18 protein-coding genes are annotated in these 21,383 nt (G+C 71.7%); 14 read left to right on the top strand and 4 right to left on the bottom strand.

The annotated features are described in order from the left end of the window. Positions 1–35: 35 nt before the first annotated feature. Both HEP75_RS10470 and HEP75_RS10465 read left to right on the top strand, forming a co-directional pair. The gene (locus tag HEP75_RS10470; protein ID WP_185826382.1) at positions 36–479 is read left to right on the top strand and encodes an FKBP-type peptidyl-prolyl cis-trans isomerase; all 444 of its coding nucleotides are present in this window, start codon (positions 36–38) and stop codon (positions 477–479) included. 13 nt (positions 480–492) lie between these two features. Continuing rightward, positions 493–1,749, top strand: coding sequence for a TIGR03862 family flavoprotein (locus tag HEP75_RS10465; RefSeq protein WP_185826381.1), 1,257 nt, complete (start codon positions 493–495; stop codon positions 1,747–1,749). 245 nt (positions 1,750–1,994) lie between these two features. On the opposite strand, the gene HEP75_RS10460 is transcribed toward HEP75_RS10465, so the two are convergent. The 3 genes from HEP75_RS10460 to HEP75_RS10450 all read right to left on the bottom strand — a co-directional run bounded on the left by HEP75_RS10460 (position 1,995) and on the right by HEP75_RS10450 (position 5,559). Further along, positions 1,995–2,519 carry a GNAT family N-acetyltransferase gene (locus tag HEP75_RS10460; RefSeq protein WP_185826380.1) on the bottom strand — a complete coding sequence of 175 codons (525 nt, stop codon included), beginning with the start codon at positions 2,517–2,519 and terminating at the stop codon, positions 1,995–1,997. Continuing rightward, a complete protein-coding gene (locus tag HEP75_RS10455; protein WP_185826379.1) occupies positions 2,516–4,141 on the bottom strand; it encodes an FMN-binding glutamate synthase family protein in 1,626 nt (541 codons plus the stop codon). The genes HEP75_RS10460 and HEP75_RS10455 overlap by 4 nt, the downstream gene beginning before the upstream one ends. A 125-nt stretch (positions 4,142–4,266) precedes the next feature. Further along, positions 4,267–5,559 carry a nucleotide sugar dehydrogenase gene (locus HEP75_RS10450; protein ID WP_185826378.1) on the bottom strand — a complete coding sequence of 431 codons (1,293 nt, stop codon included), beginning with the start codon at positions 5,557–5,559 and terminating at the stop codon, positions 4,267–4,269. 313 nt (positions 5,560–5,872) lie between these two features. On the opposite strand from HEP75_RS10450, the gene HEP75_RS10445 reads away from it, so the two are divergent. Both HEP75_RS10445 and HEP75_RS10440 read left to right on the top strand, forming a co-directional pair. Beyond that, positions 5,873–6,196, top strand: coding sequence for a transposase (locus HEP75_RS10445; RefSeq protein WP_185820306.1), 324 nt, complete (start codon positions 5,873–5,875; stop codon positions 6,194–6,196). Positions 6,197–6,210: 14 nt separating this feature from the next. Beyond that, entirely contained in the window at positions 6,211–6,387 is a 177-nt protein-coding gene (locus HEP75_RS10440) for a hypothetical protein (RefSeq protein ID WP_185820307.1), read from the top strand. Positions 6,388–6,428: 41 nt separating this feature from the next. On the opposite strand, the gene HEP75_RS10435 is transcribed toward HEP75_RS10440, so the two are convergent. Further along, positions 6,429–7,409, bottom strand: coding sequence for a LacI family DNA-binding transcriptional regulator (locus HEP75_RS10435; protein WP_185826377.1), 981 nt, complete (start codon positions 7,407–7,409; stop codon positions 6,429–6,431). 158 nt (positions 7,410–7,567) lie between these two features. Here HEP75_RS10435 and ptsP point away from each other — a divergent pair, with 158 nt between their 5' ends. The 10 genes from ptsP (at position 7,568) to HEP75_RS10385 (ending at position 21,345) form a co-directional block, all read left to right on the top strand. Further along, positions 7,568–10,087, top strand: a complete 2,520-nt coding sequence (gene ptsP, locus HEP75_RS10430; protein ID WP_185826376.1) for a phosphoenolpyruvate--protein phosphotransferase — start codon at positions 7,568–7,570, stop codon at positions 10,085–10,087. Then, entirely contained in the window at positions 10,084–11,037 is a 954-nt protein-coding gene (locus HEP75_RS10425; RefSeq protein ID WP_185826375.1) for a 1-phosphofructokinase family hexose kinase, read from the top strand. The genes ptsP and HEP75_RS10425 overlap by 4 nt, the downstream gene beginning before the upstream one ends. Before the next feature lie 127 nt (positions 11,038–11,164). Continuing rightward, positions 11,165–12,892 carry a fructose-specific PTS transporter subunit EIIC gene (locus HEP75_RS10420; RefSeq protein ID WP_185826374.1) on the top strand — a complete coding sequence of 576 codons (1,728 nt, stop codon included), beginning with the start codon at positions 11,165–11,167 and terminating at the stop codon, positions 12,890–12,892. Positions 12,893–12,984: 92 nt separating this feature from the next. Then, entirely contained in the window at positions 12,985–14,250 is a 1,266-nt protein-coding gene (locus HEP75_RS10415) for a carbohydrate porin (protein ID WP_185826373.1), read from the top strand. Between the two features lie 725 nt (positions 14,251–14,975). Then, positions 14,976–15,689, top strand: coding sequence for a response regulator transcription factor (locus tag HEP75_RS10410; RefSeq protein WP_185826372.1), 714 nt, complete (start codon positions 14,976–14,978; stop codon positions 15,687–15,689). After that, entirely contained in the window at positions 15,686–17,116 is a 1,431-nt protein-coding gene (locus HEP75_RS10405; RefSeq protein WP_255424054.1) for a sensor histidine kinase, read from the top strand. The genes HEP75_RS10410 and HEP75_RS10405 overlap by 4 nt, the downstream gene beginning before the upstream one ends. Next, entirely contained in the window at positions 17,113–18,546 is a 1,434-nt protein-coding gene (locus HEP75_RS10400; protein WP_185826370.1) for an efflux transporter outer membrane subunit, read from the top strand. The genes HEP75_RS10405 and HEP75_RS10400 overlap by 4 nt, the downstream gene beginning before the upstream one ends. Further along, positions 18,546–19,679, top strand: a complete 1,134-nt coding sequence (locus HEP75_RS10395; protein ID WP_185826369.1) for an ABC transporter permease — start codon at positions 18,546–18,548, stop codon at positions 19,677–19,679. Before HEP75_RS10400 ends, HEP75_RS10395 begins: the two co-directional genes overlap by 1 nt. Beyond that, positions 19,676–20,443 (top strand): ABC transporter ATP-binding protein, encoded by a 768-nt coding sequence (locus HEP75_RS10390; protein ID WP_185826368.1) that lies wholly within the window; start codon positions 19,676–19,678, stop codon positions 20,441–20,443. Before HEP75_RS10395 ends, HEP75_RS10390 begins: the two co-directional genes overlap by 4 nt. Next, positions 20,440–21,345: an HlyD family efflux transporter periplasmic adaptor subunit gene (locus HEP75_RS10385; RefSeq protein WP_185826367.1), complete on the top strand. Its 906-nt coding sequence runs from the start codon at positions 20,440–20,442 to the stop codon at positions 21,343–21,345. Before HEP75_RS10390 ends, HEP75_RS10385 begins: the two co-directional genes overlap by 4 nt. Positions 21,346–21,383: the final 38 nt, after the last annotated feature.

Genomic DNA, 21,383 nt, shown 5'->3' with positions numbered 1-21,383 from the left:
ACCCTTGCACGCCCTGTTCGCCCATGGATGACCGCATGCGCCGTGTCCTGCTGCTGTTGAGCCTGTCGTTGCCTGCCTGGCTGTTGAGCGGCTGCACGCCGCCGGGCCCGCCGCCGGGCGGCAGCATCGCCGCTTTCCAGATGATCGACGAGCAGGTCGGCAGCGGCGCCGAGGCGCGGCCCGGCAACCAGGTCACCGTGCACTACACCGGTTGGCTGTACGACGAGGCCGCCAAGGACCAGCGTGGCGAGAAGTTCGACGCCTCCGCCGACCACGGCCAGCCCTTCAGCTTCACCCTCGGCGGCGGCCAGGTGATCCGCGGCTGGGACGAAGGCGTGGCCGGCATGCGCGTGGGCGGCAAGCGCAAGCTGATGATCCCGTCGGAATACGGCTACGGCGCCAGCGGCGCCGGCGGGGTGATTCCACCGAACGCCTCGCTGGTGTTCGAGGTCGAACTGCTCGACGTCAAGCCGCGTTGAGCCGTTGCCGCCGATGCCCGCCAACAAGCTCGCCGCCGCCGTGCGCGGCCGTATCGCCATCGTCGGCGGCGGCCCGGCCGGGCTGATCGCCGCCGAGACTGCGCGCGCGGCCGGCGCCGAGGTCGATGTGTACGAGGGCAAGGGCTCGGTCGGGCGCAAGTTCCTGATCGCCGGCAAGGGCGGGCTCAACCTGACCCACTCCGATCCGTTCGCGCTGTTCGTGTCGCGCTATCGGGAGCGTGCCGCTCAGGTCGGCGCATGGCTGGCCGACTTCGACGCCGATGCGCTGCGCGCCTGGGCGCAGGCGCAGGGCGTGGAGACCTACGTCGGCAGTTCCGGCCGGGTGTTCCCGCTGGACCGCAAGGCCGCGCCGCTGCTGCGCGGCTGGGTGCGGCGGCTGAAGGAAGCCGGGGTACGCTTCCACGTGCAGCATCGCTGGCAGGGTTGGGACCACGACGGCGCGCTGCGCTTCGCCAGCGCCGACGGCGAACGCCTGGTGCATGCCGACGCCTGCGTGCTGGCGCTGGGCGGCGGCAGCTGGCCGCAGCTGGGTTCCGATGGCGCCTGGCAGGACACGCTGCGCGCGCGCGGCGTCGACCTGGCGCCGCTGCAGCCGGCCAACTGCGGCTTCGATATCGACTGGAGCGCGCATTTCCGCGAACGCCATGCCGGCGCGCCGCTGAAGCCGGTGATCGCGCACTGGCACGATGCGCAGGGCCGCGAACACGCACTGCAGGGCGAATGCGTAGTCGGCGAACACGGCATCGAGGGCAGCCTGGTCTATGCGCTGTCGGCGGACCTGCGCGAGGCCATCGCCGCGCACGGGCCGACCGCGCTGTGGCTGGACCTGGCGCCGGGCCGCGATCTGGCGCGGCTGCAGGCCGAACTGGGCAAACCACGCGGCGGGCGCAGCTTCGGCGAGCACCTGCGGCGCCAGGCCGGCATCGACGGGGTCAAGGCGGCGCTGCTGTTCGAGGTCCTGGGCAAGCAGGCCGGCGACGATCCGGCGCGCGCGGCGGCCACGCTGAAGCGGCTGCCGCTGACCCTGCTGCGCCCGCGGCCGCTGGCCGAGGCGATCAGCAGCGCCGGCGGCGTGCGCCTGGAAGCGCTGGACCCGGCGCTGATGCTGCGCGCCCTGCCCGGCACCTTCTGCGCCGGCGAAATGCTCGACTGGGAAGCGCCGACCGGCGGCTACCTGCTCAGCGCCTGCTTCGCCAGCGGCCTGCGCGCCGGGCGCGGCGCGGTGGCGTGGTTGGGGCGAAATGGATGAATGGCGCGGGATTCGGGATTCGGGATTCGGGACTCGGGACTCGGGACTCGGGACTCGGGACTCGGGAAAGCTTGCGCTCTTGCCACGGGCCCAGGGACTGGCGCTAGCGAAGTGCTGAAGCGGCTACCGCGTTCAGCGAGATCGCACGCAATCGCTGTTCTCGCGCGTCGGCATGCTTCGAGCGAATGCGCGTGCCGCCATACAGAGGCGACCACGTCGTGCTGTTCGCATTCGCTACCGGCACCTCATGCGCTCGACGCCGCTGCGGCGAGCTTTTCCATATAGACGCAATCGAGCGCCATCCCGCTGGGATGCGCGTAGCTGCCCTGCTGCAGCACCGTGTAGCCCTGTGCGCTGTAGAACGCGACCGCATTGAGCGCCGCCGCCAGATGGATGCGTGTTGCCGCTGGCAGCTTCGCCTCCAGCGCACGCAACAGGCGTCCGCCCAGGCCGGTGCCTTGCGCCTCCGGCGCGACGAACAGGCCATCGATCTCGCTGCCGGCCAGATCGACCATGCCGAAGCCGAGCAGGCGGTCACCGGCGTCCTCGGCGAGCACCGCGCCGCCGCTGGCGATCAACTGCGGGTACGTCGCCGGTGCCGGCGATGCGGCCCAGGCCTCGATCACCGCCGGCGGATAGTGCGAGCGGCACACTTCGCGCACGCAGCGGGTGCGCAGCGCCCACATCGCATCGATGTCCGCCAGCGTCGCTGGCCGCAGCTCGATCCGCGGCGCCACGCCATTACCGGCACTCCCAGTACCGGCGCTCATCGCGACTTGCTGTCGCGCAGGCTGCGGATCCGCGCCGGCGGCTGGAACGAATCGCTGCGCGCATCGGCCCAGTACTCCTGGAACACCGCATGGTCGGGCACGCCATCGTGCAGCAGTTCGCCCGGTTCCAGATAACGGTACAGCGAGGCCAGCGAACGGATCTCGACCTGCGAGATACGCCGCAGGATGTGCTCCGGCCCCAGTTGCGACGGATCGGCTAGGCCGGCGGCGCTGAGCAGTTCGCGCAGCGCGCGCAGGGTGTTGGCGTGGTAGTGCTCCACCCGCACCGCCTTGTCGGTGGGATCTAGGTGCTTCCAGCGGCGCTGGTCCTGGGTGGCGATGCCGGTCGGGCAGCGATCGCTGTGGCAGCTCAGCGACTGGATGCAGCCCAGTGCGAACATGAAGCCACGCCCGGCGTTGCACCAGTCCGCGCCCAGCGCCAGGGTGCGCGCGATGTCGAACGCGCTGGTGATCTTGCCGGCCGCGCCAAGTTTGACCCGGTCGCGGACGTCCAGCCCGACCAGGGTGTTGTGCACCAGCAGCAGCGCCTCGTGCATCGGCACGCCGACATGGTCGATGAACTCGGCCGGCGCTGCGCCGGTGCCGCCTTCGGCGCCGTCGACGACGATGAAATCCGGGTACAGCCCGCTTTCCTGCATCGCCTTGGCGATCGCGAACCACTCCCACGGATGCCCGATCGCCAGCTTGAACCCGCTCGGCTTGCCGCCGGACAGCTCGCGCAGCCGGGCCACGAACTGCAGCAGTTGCAGCGGCGTAGAGAACGCCGAATGCCGCGACGGCGATACGCAGTCCTGGCCCATCGCCACGCCGCGGGTGGCGGCGATCTCGGCGCTGACCTTGGCCGCCGGCAGCACCCCGCCGTGGCCGGGCTTGGCGCCCTGCGACAGCTTCACCTCGATCATCTTCACCTGCGCCAGGGTGGCGTTGGCGACGAAACGTTCCTCGCTGAAGCGCCCATCCGCATCGCGGCAGCCGAAGTAGCCCGAGCCGATTTCCCACACCAAGTCGCCGCCGCATTCGCGGTGGTACGGCGAGATCGAACCTTCGCCGGTGTCGTGGTAGAAGCCGCCGCGGCGCGCGCCTTCGTTGAGCGCGCGGATGGCGTTGGCCGACAGCGCGCCGAAGCTCATCGCCGAGATGTTGAACACGCTGGCCGAGTACGGCTGCGCGCAGCCGGCGCCGATGGTCACGCGAAAATCGTGGTGGGCGATCTCGCTGGTCGCCAGCGAGTGGTTGATCCACTCGTAGTCGGTGGCGTAGGCGCTGCGCAGGGTGCCGAACGGCACCACGTCCATGACGTTCTTGGCGCGCTGGTAGACCAGGGCGCGCTGCTGGCGCGAGAACGGCGCCTCCTCGATGTCGCTCTGCAGGAAATACTGGCGCATCTCCGGGCCGACCGATTCCAGCCCATAGCGGAAATGCGCCAGGATCGGATAGTTGCGGCGCAGCGTGCTGCGGGTCTGCAGCAGGTCCCAGGTGCCGAGCAGCGCCAGGACCGCGAAGGCGGCCACGCCCCAGCCCCACAGCGGCCAGATCGCGCACAGGGCGATGGACAGCGCCAGCAGCACGCAGCTGGCGACATAGGCTAGGTAGCGGTGCATCGCGTTCCTCGCGAGATTCGGAAGGCGCGAGTGTAGGCGGTGCAGGCCGGCAATGGCGCTGGCGCCGCCTACCGCCCGCTTGGGCGGCGTACAGCTTGGCGATGCACAGCGTGCGGCGTTTTCGGTTACAGGCGGTCGTCCACCGCGGCGCGCGGCCACACCGACTTGACGTCGTAGACCACCAGGTTCGGCGTGCCCAGCGCGCGGATCTGCGCGGCGTCGAAGCCGCGGTATTCGTCGTGCGCCACCGCCAGTACCACCGCGTCGTAGCGGCCGGCGACCGGCGCCGGCAGCAGTTCCACCCCGCCATGGTCGCGCGCCAGCTGCGGCTCGGCCCACGGGTCGCAGGCATCGACCCGCGCGCCGCTGGCGGCCAGCGCCTGCACCAGTTCCAGCGCGCGGCTGTTGCGCAGGTCCGGGCAGTTCTCCTTGAAGGTGACGCCGAGCACCAGGATCGCGGCCTCGGCCATGTTCACGCCCTTGTCCGCCAGCAGCGCCTGCACCCGCGCGGCGACGTGCGCGCCGACCCGGTTGTTGACCTGGCGCGCGGTGTGGATCAGGTCCGGGTGGTAGCCCATGCTCTCGGACTTGTGCAGCAGGTAGTACGGATCCACGCCGATGCAGTGGCCGCCGACCAGGCCGGGGCGGAACGGCAGGAAGTTCCATTTGGTACCGGCTGCTTCCAGCACGTCCTGGGTATCGATGCCGAGGCGGTCGAAGATCAGCGCCAGTTCGTTGACCAGGGCGATGTTGACGTCGCGCTGGATGTTCTCCACCACCTTCGCCGCCTCGGCGACGCGGATCGACGGCGCGCGCCAGGTGCCGGCGCCGATGATGCTCGCGTACAGCGCATCGACCGCGTCGGCGGCCGCGGCGCTGGAGCCGGAGGTGATCTTGCGGATGTCGGCCAGGCGCCGCTGGCGATCGCCCGGGTTGACCCGCTCCGGGCTGTAGCCACAGTGGAAGTCTTCGTTGAAACGCAGGCCCGAACCCTGTTCCAGCAGCGGCACGCAGACCTCTTCGGTGGTGCCCGGATACACCGTGGATTCGTAGATCACCAGATCGCCGCGCTTGAGCACGCCGGCGAGCAGTTCGCTGGCCTGGCGCAGCGGCTGCAGGTCGGGCTGTTCGTAGGCGTCGATCGGGGTCGGCACGGTGACGACATAGACGTTGCGGTCGCGCAGCGCGGCGGCATCGTCGCTGTAGCGCAGGTGCACGCCGGCGCGCAGTTCGTCCGGTTCCATTTCCAGGGTCTGGTCGTGGCCATCGCGCAGTTGCGCCACGCGTTGCGCATCGATGTCGTAGCCGAGCGTGTCGTAGCGCGCGCCGAACGCCACCGCCAGCGGCAAGCCGACATAGCCCAGGCCGATGACGCCGATGCGCAGTTGCGCGGGATCGAACACGATAGCGACGGGCATGCCGTTCCTTTCAGGGCGCCGCGGCGGCGGTGCGAGCCGGCGCCGCGGGTGGTCGCGGAAGTGCGGATGTCCGCGGCGCGGACCCGCCGCCATGGTAAGCGCCGCGGCGGCGCGCTCCAAGCGGAGCCGGACGTCTTGCAAGCCGCGTTCCCGTCGCACACGCGGCATTGCGCATGTCGCGACTCTTGCCACCGCCACGACACCAGTGTGACCTGGTCTTTACGCGGCGCGTCTTAGTGTATGGAAACGGTTCCGCGCAAACACCGGAACGGCCCTTATCCCATATGCCCCCAACCCAACAGGAGAACTCGCCGTGAGCCATGCTCCGAGCTTGCTCGTGGATGTCGAAGCCGAACTGGCGCATTGGAAGATGCTGCACGGGGAAGGCAAGCTGGGCCCGCAGTCCTTCAGCGAGCATGCGCGTCTGATCAAGATGGCCTGCGACGTATTCCTGCAGTTGCCGCGCGAGTCCAATGCGGTGCGCATCCAGCGCCTGCGCCAACGCTACGACGCCGAGCATCCGTGGCCGCGCATCGCCTGGAGCGACGCCGAGGCCTTGGTGCTGGGCTGCTGGGCCAGGCTGGACGGTTCGGAGCGGCACGATATTTATCCCGATCCGACCCCCGCCCCCGCCTGACCCTGGAGACACGCATGGCCAGTACCTCCAACCGCGAGAACGCGCACAGTTCCCAGCAGCGCAGCCAGACGCCCGACAAGCTGCACAACGACGATGCGCAGTGGAAGGACCGCGACCAGCCCGACAGCGATCCCGAACGCAATCACGCCGACCCGGAACGCGACTACCCGCGGCCGGACGGCAGCGAATAGCGCAGTAAACAAACCGCGCCGCCCTCGGTGGCGCCACACAGTCAGCGCAGGCTCGACCCGCGCACGATGCAACGCCCGCTCAGCACCACCTTGCGCATCGGCAGGGTCGGTGCGTTCAGCCGTTCCAGCAGCAATGACATCGCGGTGCGGCCCATGTCCTCCACCGGCTGTTCGATCACGGTGATGCCCGGCTCGACCAGGTCGGTCCAGCTCTCGTTGTCGAAGCCGGCCAGCGCCAGGTCCTGCGGAATGCGCAGGCCGGCGCCGCGCGCGGCCTTCAGCGCGCCCATCAGCAACAGGCTGTTGCTGGCCACCAGCGCCTCGGGGCGCTCGGGCTGCGCCAGCCACGCCTGTACCTCGGCGGTCGCCGCCTCCGCGCTCGGCGCCACCTCGCGATAGTCCGGCGCCAGGCCGTGCGCCTGCATCGCCGCCAGGTAGCCGTCGCGGCGCTCGGCGGCGGTGCTGCTGGTCTTGCCGAACAGCCCGCCGATGCGGCGGAAACCACGCTCGGCCAGGTGCTCGATCAGGCTCGCCATCGCCGCGGCGTTGTCCAGCACCACGCTGTCGTGCACCCCGGCCTTGCCGGCGCGGTCGAGCAGCACCACCGGATAATCGAAGTTCAATTTCGGCAACTGGCTCTGGGTGGTGCGGGTTGGCGCGAAGATCAGGCCGCTGACCCGCTCCTCCTGCATCAGCTGCAGGTACAGCGCCTCGCGCTGCGGATCCTCGTCGGTATTGCACAGGATCACCCGCATGCCAGCGCGATAGGCCACCTCCTCGACCGCACCGATCGCCGCGGTGAAGAACGGGTTGCGGATGTCGGCCACGATCAGCCCGACGATCCCCGAATGCTGCGAGCGCAGCCGCCGCGCCATCAGGTTCGGCCGGTAGCCGGTCTCGCGCACCGCCGCCTCGACCCGCGCCCGCACGTCCTCGCTGACCGGACCGTGGCCCAGCGCCCGCGACACGGTCGAGGTCGAGACCCCGGCCACCCGCGCCACATCGTGAATGCTGACCGTCACTGGCAACGTTCCCGCAAAATTCCCACTGCAACCCCCTTCCAAGTGGCCAAATTCGATAGTAGCACCGGGATTTCCCGAATAAATTGTGCAGTGCACATTGACGCAGCACTGGGAACGTTCCCACACTGCGCCCACTCGCCGCCCCAGCCCTTCGAAGGATGCCCCGCGTGACCCAGACGAATCCCCCCGTATTGGTCGCCAGCGAACTGGTCCGCGTCAACGTCCAGGTCCGCGACAAGGCCGACGCCATCGCCCAGGCCGCACAGCTGCTGGTCGCCGCCGGCTGTGTGCCGCCGGCCTATGCGGCCAGCATGCTGCGCCGCGAGGCGCTGGCCAATACCTTCCTCGGCCACGGCGTGGCGATCCCGCATTGCACCGGCGAGGACCGCCACCTGGTCCAGCGCGACGGCATCGCGGTGCTGCAGATCCGCGACGGTGTGGAGTGGAATCCCGGCCAGACCACCCACCTGGTGGTCGCCATCGCTGCGCAGTCCGATACCCACATCACCCTGCTGCGGCGCCTGACCCGGCTGATCCAGGACCAGCCGCGGCTGGACGCGCTGTTCGCCAGCGACGACCCGCAGGCGATCGTCGACGCGCTGAGCCAGGATGCGGTCGCGGCGGCAAGCGGGAAGCCGGTCGCCGACCTCGGCGAGCGCTTCGACTGGACCGTCGCCTACCCCACCGGCCTGCATGCGCGCCCGGCCACGCGCTGGGTGGAAACCGCGCGCGGTTTCGCCGCCAGGATCCAGGTGCGCGCCGGCGAACAAACCGGCGATGCCAAGAACCTGGTGTCGCTGCTGCAGTTGGGCCTGCATGCCGGCGACACCGTGACCATCTCGGCCGAAGGCCAGGACGCGGTTGCCGCGCTGGCGCGGCTGCGCAGCGTCATCGACGGCCTCACCGCACAGGAGAAAGCCGACGCACAGGCCGCGGCGCAGCGCCGTGCCGCCCCGGTGAGCGGCTGGACCCCGCCGCAGGCGCAGCCGGCCATCGTCGGCATCGGCGCCAGCCCGGGCCTGGCGATCGGCGTGGTGCACAAGCTGGCCGGCAACGACGGCCCGGTGCCGGACGCGCCGGTGCCGCTCAGCGACGGCGGCGCGCTGCTGCACGACGCCTTGCTGCGCACCCGCCAGCAACTGCAGGCGATCGAGGACGACACCCGGCGCCGGCTCGGCGCCGGCGACGCGGCGATCTTCCGCGCCCAGGCCGAACTGCTCAACGACACCGACCTGATCACCCTGGCCTGCCAGCTGATGGTCGAAGGCCACGGCGTGGCCTGGTCCTGGCAGCAGGCGGTCGAGCGCATGGCCAACAAGCTGTCGGCGCTGGGCAACGCGGTGCTGGCCGGGCGCGCCAGCGACCTGCGCGACGTCGGCCGCCGGGTGCTGACCCAGATCGATCCGAGCCTGGCCAGCGGCAGCCTGGAACACCTGCCCGACCGCCCGTGCATCCTGCTCGCCAGCGACCTGTCGCCGTCGGACACCGCGCACCTGGACACCAGCCGCGTGCTCGGCCTGGCCACCGCGCTGGGCGGGCCGACCTCGCATACCGCGATCCTGTCACGCACCCTGGGCCTGCCGGCGCTGGTCGCCGGCGGTGCCGACCTGCTCGACCTGGACGACGGGGCCACCGTCATCGTCGACGGCAACAGCGGCCGTTTGTATCTGGCGCCGTCGGAGGCCGACCTGGCCTCGGCCCGCGCCTACATCGAAGAACAGCGCCAGCTGCGCGAGCGCGAGGCCGAGCAGCGCAACCAGCCGGCGCAGACCCAGGACGGCCACCGTGTCGAGATCGGCGCCAACGTCAACCTGCCCGAGCAGGTGCCGATGGCGCTGGCGCAAGGCGCCGAAAGCGTCGGCCTGATGCGCACCGAGTTCCTGTTCCTGGAGCGCGGCAGCACGCCGAGCGAGGACGAGCAGTACGACACCTATATGGCGATGGCCAAGGCGCTGGACGGACGTTCGCTGATCGTGCGCGCGCTGGACATCGGTGGCGACAAGCAGGTCGCGCACCTGAACCTGCCGCGCGAGGACAACCCGTTCCTCGGCGTGCGCGGCGCGCGCCTGCTGCTGCGCCGCGCCGACCTGCTGCAACCGCAGCTGCGCGCGCTGTACCGCGCGGCCAGGGACGGCGCCAAGCTGGCGATCATGTTCCCGATGATCACCTCGGCATCGGAGATCGTCGCGCTGCGCGCCGCGTGCGAACGCCTGCGCGCCGAGCTGGACGCGCCGGAAGTGCCGCTGGGGATCATGATCGAAGTGCCGGCGGCGGCGATCCAGGCCGACGCGCTGGCGCGGCATGCCGACTTCTTCTCGATCGGTACCAACGACCTGACCCAGTACACGCTGGCGATCGACCGGCAGAACCCGGACCTGGCCGCCGAGGCCGACAGCCTGCACCCGGCGGTGCTGCGCCTGATCCGCACCACGGTCGAAGGCGCTGCGCGCCACGGGCGCTGGGTCGGCGTGTGCGGCGGCCTGGCCGGCGATGCGTTCGGCGCGGCGCTGCTGACCGGGCTGGGCGTGCACGAGCTGTCGATGACCCCCAACGACGTGCCGGCGGTGAAGGCGCGCCTGCGCGGCAGCCGCCTGGACGCGCTGCAGGCATTGGCCCTGCAGGCGCTGGACTGCGAGAGCGCAGCCGACGTGCGCGCGCTGGACGGAGCCGGCGCATGAGCGTGCAGGCGGTCAGCGTCAGCCTGAATCCGGCGATCGACCTGACCGTCGCGATCGACCGGCTGCAGCCCGGCCAGGTGCATCGCGCCAGCAGCGCGCACGCGATCGCCGGCGGCAAGGGCATCAACGTCGCCGCCTGCCTGGCCGATGCCGGCATCGCCACGGCCGCGCTCGGCGTGCTCGGCGCCGGCAATGCGCACCTGTTCGAAACCCTGTTCACTGCGCGCGGCATCGACGACCGCTGCCTGCGCGTGCCCGGCGACACCCGCACCAACCTCAAGCTGGTCGCCGCCGACAGCGGCGCCACCACCGACATCAACCTGCCCGGCCTGCCGCTGGGCGCGGCCGAGCTGCACGCGGTCGGTGCATGCCTGGCCGAACTGCTGCGTCCGGGCCTGCCGGTGGTGCTGACCGGCAGCCTGCCGGCCGGCCTGGCCGAGGACAGCTGGCGCACGCTGCAGGCGCAGGCCGCCGCCGCCGGCGCGCGGGTGCTGCTGGACACCAGCGGCGCGCCGCTGCGCGCCGCGCTGGCCGCGCCGCGCGCGCAGCTGCCGTTCGCGATCAAGCCCAATCGCCACGAACTGGAAGACTGGGCCGGCACGCCGTTGCACGACACCGCCGAGGTGCTGGCGGCCGCGCGCGCGCTGCTGGCCAGCGGCATCGCCCTGGTGGTGGTGTCGCTGGGCACCGACGGCGCGCTGTTCGTGGGCGGCGAGCAGGCGCTGCTGGCGCACCCGCCGCAGCTGGCCGGCGGCAGCAGCGTCGGCGCCGGCGATGCGATGGTCGCCGGCCTGGTCGCCGCGCTGCTGGCCGAGGCCGACCTGGCGACCTGCGCGCGCCAGGCCACCGCTTTCGCCGTGGCCACGCTGGGCAGCGGGGCAGAACGCCGGCTGCCGCGCGACCAAGTCGCCGGCATCGCCGCCGCGGTGCGCATCGAGGCGCTGCAATGAACCCCTCGCCGAACCCCATGACCTCGAACTGCATGTTGTCGAACTGCATGTCTTCGAACCGCACGTCATCGAACCGCACGCCGCCGCCATCGCGCGCGGCGTCCCCCTGCGTCCATCGGGAGCAAGCATGAATCCTATCTTCGTGGTGATCGTCGCCGGCGAGCGCAGCACCGAAGCCGTCCTCGCCGCCGAAGCCTTGCGCCATGCGGCCAGCGCGCGCGGCGCGGTGCTGCACGCCGAGGTGCGCACGCCGCAGGGCGTGATCGCGCCGCTGGACCTGGCCGCGGCCGGCAGCGGCTATCCGCTGCTGCTGGTCGGCGATGGCGATGCCGATGCAGCACGCTTCGCCGGCGCCGCGCCGCTGCGCGCCAGCCTGGATGCGGTGCTCGACGATGCCAGCGGCGTACTCGCGCCGCTGCTGGCCGCGGCCGATGCCGCGCCAGCCACGACCGCCAACGCTGCCACGCAAACGGACGGCACCAAGCGCATCGTCGCCGTGACCTCCTGCCCCACCGGCATCGCCCACACCTTCATGGCCGCCGAAGGCCTGCAGCAGGCGGCCAAGACCCTGGGCCACCAGATACGGGTCGAAACGCAAGGCTCGGTCGGCGCGCAGGACACGCTCAGCGATGCCGAAATCGCCGACGCCGACCTGGTGCTGATCGCCGCCGACCGCGAAGTGGACCTGTCCCGCTTCGGCGGCAAACGCCTGTTCAAGAGCGGCACCAAGCCGGCGATCAACGACGGCCCCGGGCTGATCCGCAAGGCGCTGGCCGAGGCCGGCGTGCACGCGGCCAGCGGCAACGGCGCCGCACCGGCGAGCAGCGAACGCGGCAAGTCGGCCGGCCCGTACAAGCACCTGATGACCGGCGTGTCGTTCATGCTGCCGTTCGTCACCGCGGGCGGCCTGCTGATCGCGCTGGCGTTCGCGCTGGGCGGCATCTACGCCTTCGACGACGCGCACAAGGGCACCCTGGCCTGGTCGCTGTTCCAGATCGGCGCCAAGGCCGGCTTCACCCTGATGGTGCCCGCGCTGGCCGGCTACATCGCCTACTCCATCGCCGACCGCCCCGGCATCGCCCCCGGCATGATCGGCGGCATGGTCGCGGCCAACCTCGGCGCCGGCTTCATCGGCGGCATCTTCGCCGGCTTCATCGCCGGCTACGGCGTGGCCGCGCTGAATCGCGCGATCAAGCTACCGCGCACGCTGGAAGGATTGAAGCCGGTGCTGATCCTGCCGGTGCTGGGCACCTTGCTGGTCGGCCTGACCATGCTCTACGTGGTCGGCCAGCCGGTCGCCGAGGCGCTGGCCTGGCTCACCGACTGGCTGCGCGGCATGCAGGGCAGCAGCGCGGTGCTGCTGGGCCTGCTGCTGGGCGCGATGATGGCCTTCGACATGGGCGGGCCGGTCAACAAGGCCGCGTATGCGTTCTCCACCGGCCTGATCGCCAGCCAGGTGTACACGCCGATGGCCGCGGCGATGGTCGCCGGCATGACCCCGCCGCTGGGCATCGCGCTGGCCACCTGGGTATTCCGCAACCGCTTCACCCGCGAGGAGCGCGGCACCAGCGCCGCCACCGGCGTGCTCGGCCTGGCCTTCGTCACCGAAGGCGCGATCCCGTATGCGGCGCGCGACCCGCTGCGCACCATCCCCGCACTGATGCTGGGCTCGGCGCTGGCGGGCGCGATCTCGATGGCCGCCGGCGCCGAACTGAAGGTGCCGCACGGCGGCGTGTTCGTGCTGCCGATTCCCAACGCGGCCACCCATCTGGGCATGTACCTGATCGCGCTGCTCGCCGGCACCGTGTTGACCGCGCTGGCGCTGCGCGTGCTGAAGAAGCCGGTCGCCGAATAAGTCCTGCGCCGGCGCGCCGCCGGGGGCGATGTCCCCTCCCCCGTCGCCCACGGCGACGCGCCGGCCTCCACCACACCCCAGGAGTCTCTGCCATGTCCCTCCCCCTCACCCGGCGCCTGTCGCTCACCGCCCTGGCGCTCGCCCTCGCCCCGCTGGCCCATGCCCAGGACGCCAGCGATGCGTTCAAACTCAAGCTCGCCTATACCGGCGAAGCCGCGGTCTCGCTGGACGGCGGCAAGGAACAGGGCAGCGCCTACGCCGGCCAGCTGATGCTCGGCACCGACGTCGACCTGCAGCGGCTGATGGGCTGGAACGGCGCCACGCTGAAGGTCTACGCGATCAACCGCCACGGCACCAACCTGGCCAACAGCGACATCGGCAACAGCACCTCGGTGCAGGAAATCTACGGCGGCCAGGGCACGCGCCTGGCCAACTTCACCATCGCGCAGAAACTGTTCAACGACCGCCTGGAACTGGAGGCCGGACGCAGCGTGGCCAACATCCATTTCCTCGGTTCGGACCTGTGCGGCTACTTCCAAGGCAACTCGGCCTGCGGCAACCCGACCTTCGTGTTCCGCACCAGCAACTTCACCTACTGGCCGGTGTCCAGCTGGGCCGCGCACGCCAAGGCCTGGGTGACCCCGAACGTGTACGTGCACGTCGGCGCCTACGAGGTCAATCCGACCCAGGCCGAAGACGGCGAGCATGGCCTGAACTGGAGCAGCCGCGACCGCACCGGGGTGATCGTGCCCTACGCGGTCGGCTACAAGACCGAAGCGGCCAGCGTGCGCTTCCCGGCGATGTACGAACTGGGCGGCTGGCAGGACAACTCCGACTACAGCGACCCGCTCACCGACCGCAACGGCAACCCGGCGCGGCTCAGCGGGCTGGACTACGCCACCCGCAACGGCCGCTCCGGCGCGTTCTTCCGCTTCGAGCAGCAGGTCACCCGCCCCGACGCCGACAGCGCGCGCGGCCTGGTGCTGTTCGGCTCGGTGCTCAAGGGCACCTCCGGGCAGCTGATCGAAGACCATTTCCTGGAGCTGGGCCTGGTCCAGCGCGGCACCTTCGCCAGCCGCGACCAGGACAACATCGCCTTCGTCGTCACCCAGCAGCGCTACAGCGACGACGCGCTGAAAGACCTGCGCCTGGCGCGCGCCGCGGCAGGCGGTAGCGGCACCCCGCACAGCTCGCAGTACATGATGGAACTGAGCTACGGCATCCAGGTCACCCCGCAGCTGCGCATCGCGCCGAACCTGCACTACATCGTGCATCCGGACCAGTTCAACGACCCGTCGCGGACCCGCGACCTGCCGAATGCGTTGGTCGCCGGCATGCGCGTGGATTGGGCGTTGTAGGGCCGGGATTGGGGATTCGGGATTTGGGATTCGTCGCGCCGCGGATGCTGATGGCGGCATTTGCAGGTCGCGGCGTTTCCACAGCGCTCGGGCAGCGGATCGCCGCGATGCCGGGCGGCAGGATCGAAGCTACCGCGCTAGCGGCGATCCTGCTTAGTTAACGAAGCCACGGTCCAGCGGATCTCGCGAGACGAAGGATGGCCCTGGGACGGATGCATAGCCAGCTCCCAACAGTTGCCATGCGATGTCGGTTCCTGCATCGGGGCGACCTCCAGACCGTCGCCACCAGCCTGGTGTGCCGCGAAGCGCGGCAAAGCAACATGCACCCAAACGCACGACGCCCCGGCATGCCGAGGCGTCGTGCGTTTCGTCCGTGTCACTCCGCTCGCATGCAGATGCGCCAGTCCGTCGGCGCATGCGGGATCGAAATCGGGTGGCCGGCGAATCGAGATCCGTTCGATTCCGTGCAAGCGCGCATCCCTGGCGCGGGAGCGATGACGTTGCCGACAGGGAGATGATGCGCGCCGGCGCGGGCGCTGACGATCGGCCGACCCCGCGCCCGGCTGTAGGACTTTTCCGACGCCGGACATGCCTGTCCCGGCAGGTCCGCGGCACGCTTGCCGCGCAACGGTCACCGCCGCTACATAAACGGATCCCATCGTAGCGGCCTCGCCACCGCCGATTACGACGGTTTTCCAACATCCGCGTTGCAAGCATCTCGCGCCATGCGCATCCTGGTTGCCGAAGACGATACGTCCATTGCCGTTGCGTTGCGCGACTCGCTCGCCGAGTGCGGGCACGTGGTGGACCACGTCAACGACGGCGCCGCCGCCGAGCGCGCGCTCAGCGCCGAGTCCTACCACCTGCTGGTACTGGACCTGGGCCTGCCGCGGCGCGACGGCCTGCAGGTGCTGCAGCGCGTGCGCGAGCGCCGCGACGAGGTGGCGGTGCTGGTGGTGACCGCGCGCGACAGCGTGGAAGACCGTATCCGCGCCCTCGACCAGGGCGCCGACGACTACCTGATCAAGCCGTTCGAACTGTCCGAGTTCCTGGCCCGTACCCGCGCCCTGCTGCGCCGGCGCAGCAGCGGCGGCATCCCCGAGCTTGCCCTGGGCCAGTTGCGGATCAACCTGGCCGGGCGCCGGGTGTGGCTGCAGGACGAACCGCTGGAACTGACCGCGCGCGAGTTCGCGCTGCTGGAAACGCTGCTGATGCGCAGCGGGCGCGTGGTCAGCCGCGGCCAGCTCACCGACGCGCTGTGCGACTGGCAGCACGAGATCACCGACAACGGCCTGGACATCTCCATGCACCGCCTGCGTCGCAAGCTGCACGGTTCCGGCGTCGGCATCCGCACCATCCGCGGCCTGGGCTACCTGCTGGAAGAATCCCGCACCGCAGAAGCCGACGCCGACGCCGCCCACGACCCGCAGGCGTCGTGAGCGCGGCCGTGGCAGCCGGAACGGCGGGCGCGCTGCCCGCCCATCCCAGCCTGCGCCGGCGCCTGCTGGCGTTCCTGCTGATCCCGACCCTGCTGCTGATGCTGGTGGTCTCGGCGCTGTTCTACCTGCTGATGCTCAAGTACTCCAACCACGTCCACGACATGGACCTGAAGGAGGACACGCTGGGCCTGGCCAAGGCGGTCAACGATGCCGGCGCCAGCCTGCCGCTGCCGCTGCAGGCGCGGCGCCTGCTCGAATACAGCAGCGACGGCCGGGTGTTCTTCGAAGTGCGCAGCCGCGACCACGGCGTGATCAGCAACAGCGCGCAGCCGATTCCGGCGCACGACGCGCCGGCCACGCTCGGCCGGGTGGCGCTGCGCGACGAACGCATGGCCGACGGCACCCCGGTGCGCGTGGCCAGCCTGATCGTGCCGTCGGCCTGGGAGGCCAGCGACCGGCTGACGATCTCGGTGGCCGAGACCCTGGACGACCGCCACCGCCGCGCGCGCGAGATCCTGATGCTGATGCTGCCGATCGAACTGCTGCTGACCTGCTCGCTGCTGGCGCTGGTCTGGCACGGGGTGCGCGTCGGCCTGCGCCTGCTGCAACCGGCGGTGCGCCGGCTCGACGACAGCCAGCGCGACCTGAGCCCGGTGTCCGGCCCCGACATCCCGATCGAGGTGCTGCCGCTGACCCAGGCCATCGACGGCCTGCTCGGCCGGCTCAAGCAGCTGATGGCCTTGCAGGAGCGCTTCGTCGCCGACGCCGCGCACCAGCTGCGCACACCGCTGGCCGGACTGAGCATGCACGTGCAGCGCGCCCAGGCCAGCACCCGCCCGCAGGACACCGCGCAGGCGCTGCAGCACATCCGCCAGCTGACCGACCGCGCGATCCGCAGCTCCACCCAATTGCTGGCGCTGACCCGCGCGCAGGCGCCGCGCGAGAGCATCCGCCCGCTGCTGCCGCTGGACCTGGCCGCGTGGCTGCCGCAGGCGCTGGCCGAGCGCATTCCCGACGCGCTGCTGGCCGGGGTCGACCTGGGCTACGACGACGACGATCCCGAGGGCGGACCGGCCTGGGTCGCCGCCGATACCTGGTCGTTGCGCGAACTGCTCGACAACCTGCTCGACAACGCCTTCAAGCACGCCGCCGGCGGCATGGTCACGGTGAGCCTGCGCCGGCAGCCGCGGCACCTGCAGCTGGCGGTCGACGATGCCGGTCCGGGCGTGGACGAGGCCTTGCTGCCGCGCCTGGGCGAACGCTTCTTCCGTGCCCCGGATGCGCCCGAAGGCGGCACCGGCCTGGGCCTGGCGATCGTCGCCAGCATCGCCGCACGCCACCACGCCGCCCTGCGCTACCAGCGCTCGGCGCTGGGCGGCCTGCGCGTGGAACTGGACCTGCCCGCCAGCGCGGCGCCGTCCGCATGAGCCGGCGCCACGCATCCCGGCTGGCCGGGCTTGCCGTGCTGGGCGCCGCGGCGCTGGCCGGCTGCGTCAGCACCCCGCTGCCGGACCTGGCGCAACCGCTGCCGCCGCAATGGAGCGCGCTGCCGGCTGCGGCCGCGCCACGGCCGGCAGGCAGCGCCTGGTGGCAGGACTTCCACGATCCGCAGCTCGACGCGCTGGTCGCACAGGCGCTGCGCGACGATCTCGACGTGGCCCAGGCGCTGGCCAGGCTGCGCGCGGCGCGGCGCATGGACGGCGTCGCCACCGCCGATTTGAAGCCGCAGTTGCACGCGCGCACCGAAGAACCGATCGACCCCGACGCCAGCGCCTCGTTCCTGGTCGCCGGCTTCGACGCGGAATGGGAGCTGCCGCTGTTCGGGCGCGGCGAAGCCGCCCGCCGCATGAGCCGCGGCGACCTGCAGGCCGCACAGGCCAGCCTGGAACAGGTTCGCACCGCCACCGTCGCCGACGTGGCGCGCAACTGGATCGAACTGCGCCACGCGCAACAGGCCGAACAGGTGCTGCAGCGCATCGCCGACGCCCGCCAGCGGCAGGCGACGCTAAGCGCCGCCCTGGTCGAGCTGCGCCTGGCGCCGCCGGCCACCGCCGCGCAGGCGCAGGCCGCGCAGTTGCAGGCGCAAGCCGCGCTGGGCGAACCGCGCACCGCCAGCGCCGCCGCCGCGCAACGGCTGGCGGTGCTGCTGGCGCGCAGTGAACCGGACCCGGCGTGGAGCGCCGCCGTTGCATCACCGGCCGCGGCGGAGACAGCGCCACCGAGCCTGCAGATCGGCGCGCTAGACGCAGTGCCCGCCGATCTGCTGCGGCGGCGCCCGGACATCGCTGCACGCGAAGCCGAGGTGCTCAGCGCGGCCGGCGAACTGGGCATCGCCCGCGCCGACCGCTACCCGAGCATCGGCCTGGGCGGCGCCATCCACTGGTCCACCAACCTGCTCTCGCACCGCCGCACCGCCACCCCGCACGAAATCGCCTCGCTGGGGCCGCTGATCGATATCCCGCTGTTCGACTGGGGCCTGCGCCAGGCCCAGGCACAGGCGCGCGGCGACCTGCTGCAGGCCGCTGCGCTGGCCTACCGCCAATGCGTGCTGGAGGCGGTGGCCGAAGTGCAGAACGCGCTGACCGCGCTGGAACAGCAGCGCCAGCGCGCGCTGGCGCAGCAGCAGGCACTGCAGGCGTTGCAGCAGGCCGCCGACGCGGCGCAGGCGCGGCGCAAACTGGGCCTGGGCAGCGATCTGGACATCGCCACGCAACAGGCCGCACGCGACCAGGCCGCGCTGGAACTGCTCGACGCGCAGCGCCAGCGCGATCTCGACTACATCGCGCTGCAGACCGCGCTGGGCAGCGCGGACACGCAGGCCGCCACCGAAGCCGGCGCGACAGGCGCGGCGCCCTGATGGTCGCGCTGGCCCGCCAGACCCTGCGCCACGAATGGCGCCGCTTCCTGCCGGTGGTGGTCTCGGTCGGCTTCGCCAGCCTGTTGCTGCTGCTGCAGACCGCGCTGGTGCTGGGCATCTTCGGCAGCGCCAGCGTCTACGTATCCGGCTCCGACGCCGATCTGTGGCTGGGCTATCCGGGCACGCAGAGCGTGGATCAGGGGCGTCCGATCGATCCCGATGCCGCCACCGCGCTGTACCTGGACCCGCGGGTGCTGCAGGTCGAACCGTTCGTGTGGTTCGACGGCGACTGGCGCGGCCCCGACGACACCGGCGCGGTGTCGATCTACGTCTCCGGCATCGACACCCGCAGCGACGGGCTGATGTTCGCGCGGCTGTTGAGCCCCGCCCTGCGCGCGGCGCTGCGCGAACCGGACACGGTGGTGGTGGACCGCGCCGAACTGGACAAGCTCGGCGTCGGCATCGGCCGCAGCGCGCGCATCAACGGCCACCGGGTGCGGGTGATCGGGGTCGGCCGCGGCCTGCGTGCGCTGGGCGGGGTCAACGTGCTGGCCTCGCTGGAAACCGCGCGCGCCTTGAACACCGATGCCGCGCACCCGGACTGGCCGACCTACGTGGTCGCGCGGCTGCGGCCCGGCACCGACGCCGCGGCGGTGGCGCGCGGCCTGGTCGGCAGCGCCGCGCCGGCACGCATCGAGGCCTGGAGTGCAGCGGAGTTCGCCCGGCGCAGCATCCTGTTCTGGATGTTCGACACCGGCGCCGGCTCCGGCGTGCTGTTCCTCGGCGGCATCGTGCTGCTGGTCGGCGTGGCGATCACCAGCCAGACCCTGCTGGCCACGGTGCTCGGCGCCGCACGCGAGTACGCCACGCTCAACGCATTGGGCGTGAGCATGCGCGCGCTGCGCTGGGTGGTGCTTGAGCAGGCGGCCTGGGTCGGCGCGCTGGGCCTGCTCGGCGCCAGCGCGCTCGGCGCCGCGCTGGTGGCGCTGGCGCGTGCGCACGACGTGCCGGTAGCCTTCGACGGCAACGGCTGGGCCGCGTGCGTGGTCGCGGTGATGCTGCTGACCCTGCTCTCGGCGCTGGCCGCGCTGCGCGGCTTGCGCCGCGCCGATCCGGCGCTGTTGCTGCGATGAACCGTGCCGCCGTTCCCGCCGCGCTGTTGCCCGATGCCGCCACGCTGCACGGCAGCGGCCTGTGCAAGAGCTTCGTCTCCGGCAAGCTGCGCACCGACGTGCTGCGCGAGGTGACGCTGCAGGTGTGGCCCGGCGAACTGACCCTGATCTCCGGACCCTCGGGCTGCGGCAAGAGCACCCTGCTGTCGATCCTCAGCGGCCTGCAGCGCGCCGACCGCGGCCGCGTGCAGGCCTTGGGCGAAGACCTGGGCGCGCTCGACGCGAGCGCGCTGGAACGCTTCCGCCTGCGCCATACCGGCTTCATCTTCCAGGGCTTCAACCTGTTCCCGGCGCTGAGCGCGCTGGACCAGGTGCGGCTGCCGCTGCAGTACATGGGCCTGGCCGCGGCCGAGGTGCGCGCGCGCGCCGAAGCGGCGCTGGCCGAGGTCGGCATCGCCCACCGCCAGCAGCTGCGCCCGGCCGAGCTGTCCGGCGGCGAGAAACAACGCGTGGCGATCGCGCGCGCGCTGGCCAAGCACCCGGCGCTGCTGTTCGCCGACGAGCCGACCAGCGCGCTGGACGCCGGCAACGGCCAGATCGTGATCGACCTGCTGCACCGCATCGCCCGCAGCCACAACACCATGGTGCTGTGCGTCAGCCACGATCCGCGGCTGATCCGCCACGCCGACCGCGTGCTGTCGATGGAGGACGGCCGCATCCTCGACGACCGCCGCCTGGCGCCGCCGCCCTCGCCTTCTTCTTCGCCCCGGATGTCCGCACCATGAAAGCGCTCCTCGCCGCTCCCCTGCTGGGCCTGCTGCTGGCCGCCTGCGCGCGACCGCCGCAGGCCGCGCCCGCGCCCAACGCGGCGCCGGCCTACCTGGCGGTGGCGCGCGGGCGCATCGACGTGGAAGGCGGGCTGCTGCGGCTGAGCCTGCCGGTCGCCGCGACGTTGCAGCGGGTGGCGGTGCACGAAGGCGATGCGGTGCGCCGCGGCGCGCTGCTGATCGCAGCCGACGACCGCGCCGCGGCGCTGGACCTGGACATCGCGCAGACCCGCGCGCAGGCCGCGAACGCGCACGTTCACCAGTTGCAGCAGCGACTGGCGCACGCGCAGCAGCGCCAGCAACGGCTGGCCGAGGCGGCGCGGATCGGCGCCGGCGACGGCCAGAGCGCCGACGATGCCGGCGACGCCAGCCAGACCCTGGCCGACGCGCTGCAGGCCGCGCGCAGCGACGCCACGCTGGCCACCGAGCAGGTACATCAGGCGCAACTGCAGCGCGACCAGTACCGCCTGTACGCGCCCGCCGACGGCCGCGTGCTGCAGCTGGCCGCCGCGGTCGGCGCGCGCAGCGACGGCGGCGCCACGCCGCTGCTGACCCTGCTGCCGGACGCGCCGCGCCTGGTGCGCGCCGAATTGAACGAAAGCTACGCCACTGCGGTGCGCCCCGGCATGCAGGCCGAGGTGATCAGCGACGACGGCCGCCAGACCGCGCTGGGCAGCGCGGAGGTGCGCTGGCTGGCGCCGGCGTTCGGCCCGGCGCAACTGCACGACGACGCCGATGGCGCCAGCGCCGGCAACGACCGCAGCGTGGCCTGCGTGCTGGCGTTCCGGCAACCGTCGGCGCTGCGCCTGGGCCAGCGCGTGCTGGTGCGCTTCCGCAACCCTTCCGCACCGCAACGCTGACGAAAGGCTGCTGAAACGCCTGTCCGCCACGCTGCGCG

It is taken from the genome of Xanthomonas sp. SI, from assembly GCF_014236855.1.
In the GTDB taxonomy this organism is placed as follows: Bacteria; Pseudomonadota; Gammaproteobacteria; order Xanthomonadales; family Xanthomonadaceae; genus Xanthomonas_A.
The sequence above is the reverse complement of the archived record's forward strand: the minus strand, read 5'-3'. Positions and strand labels throughout refer to the sequence as shown.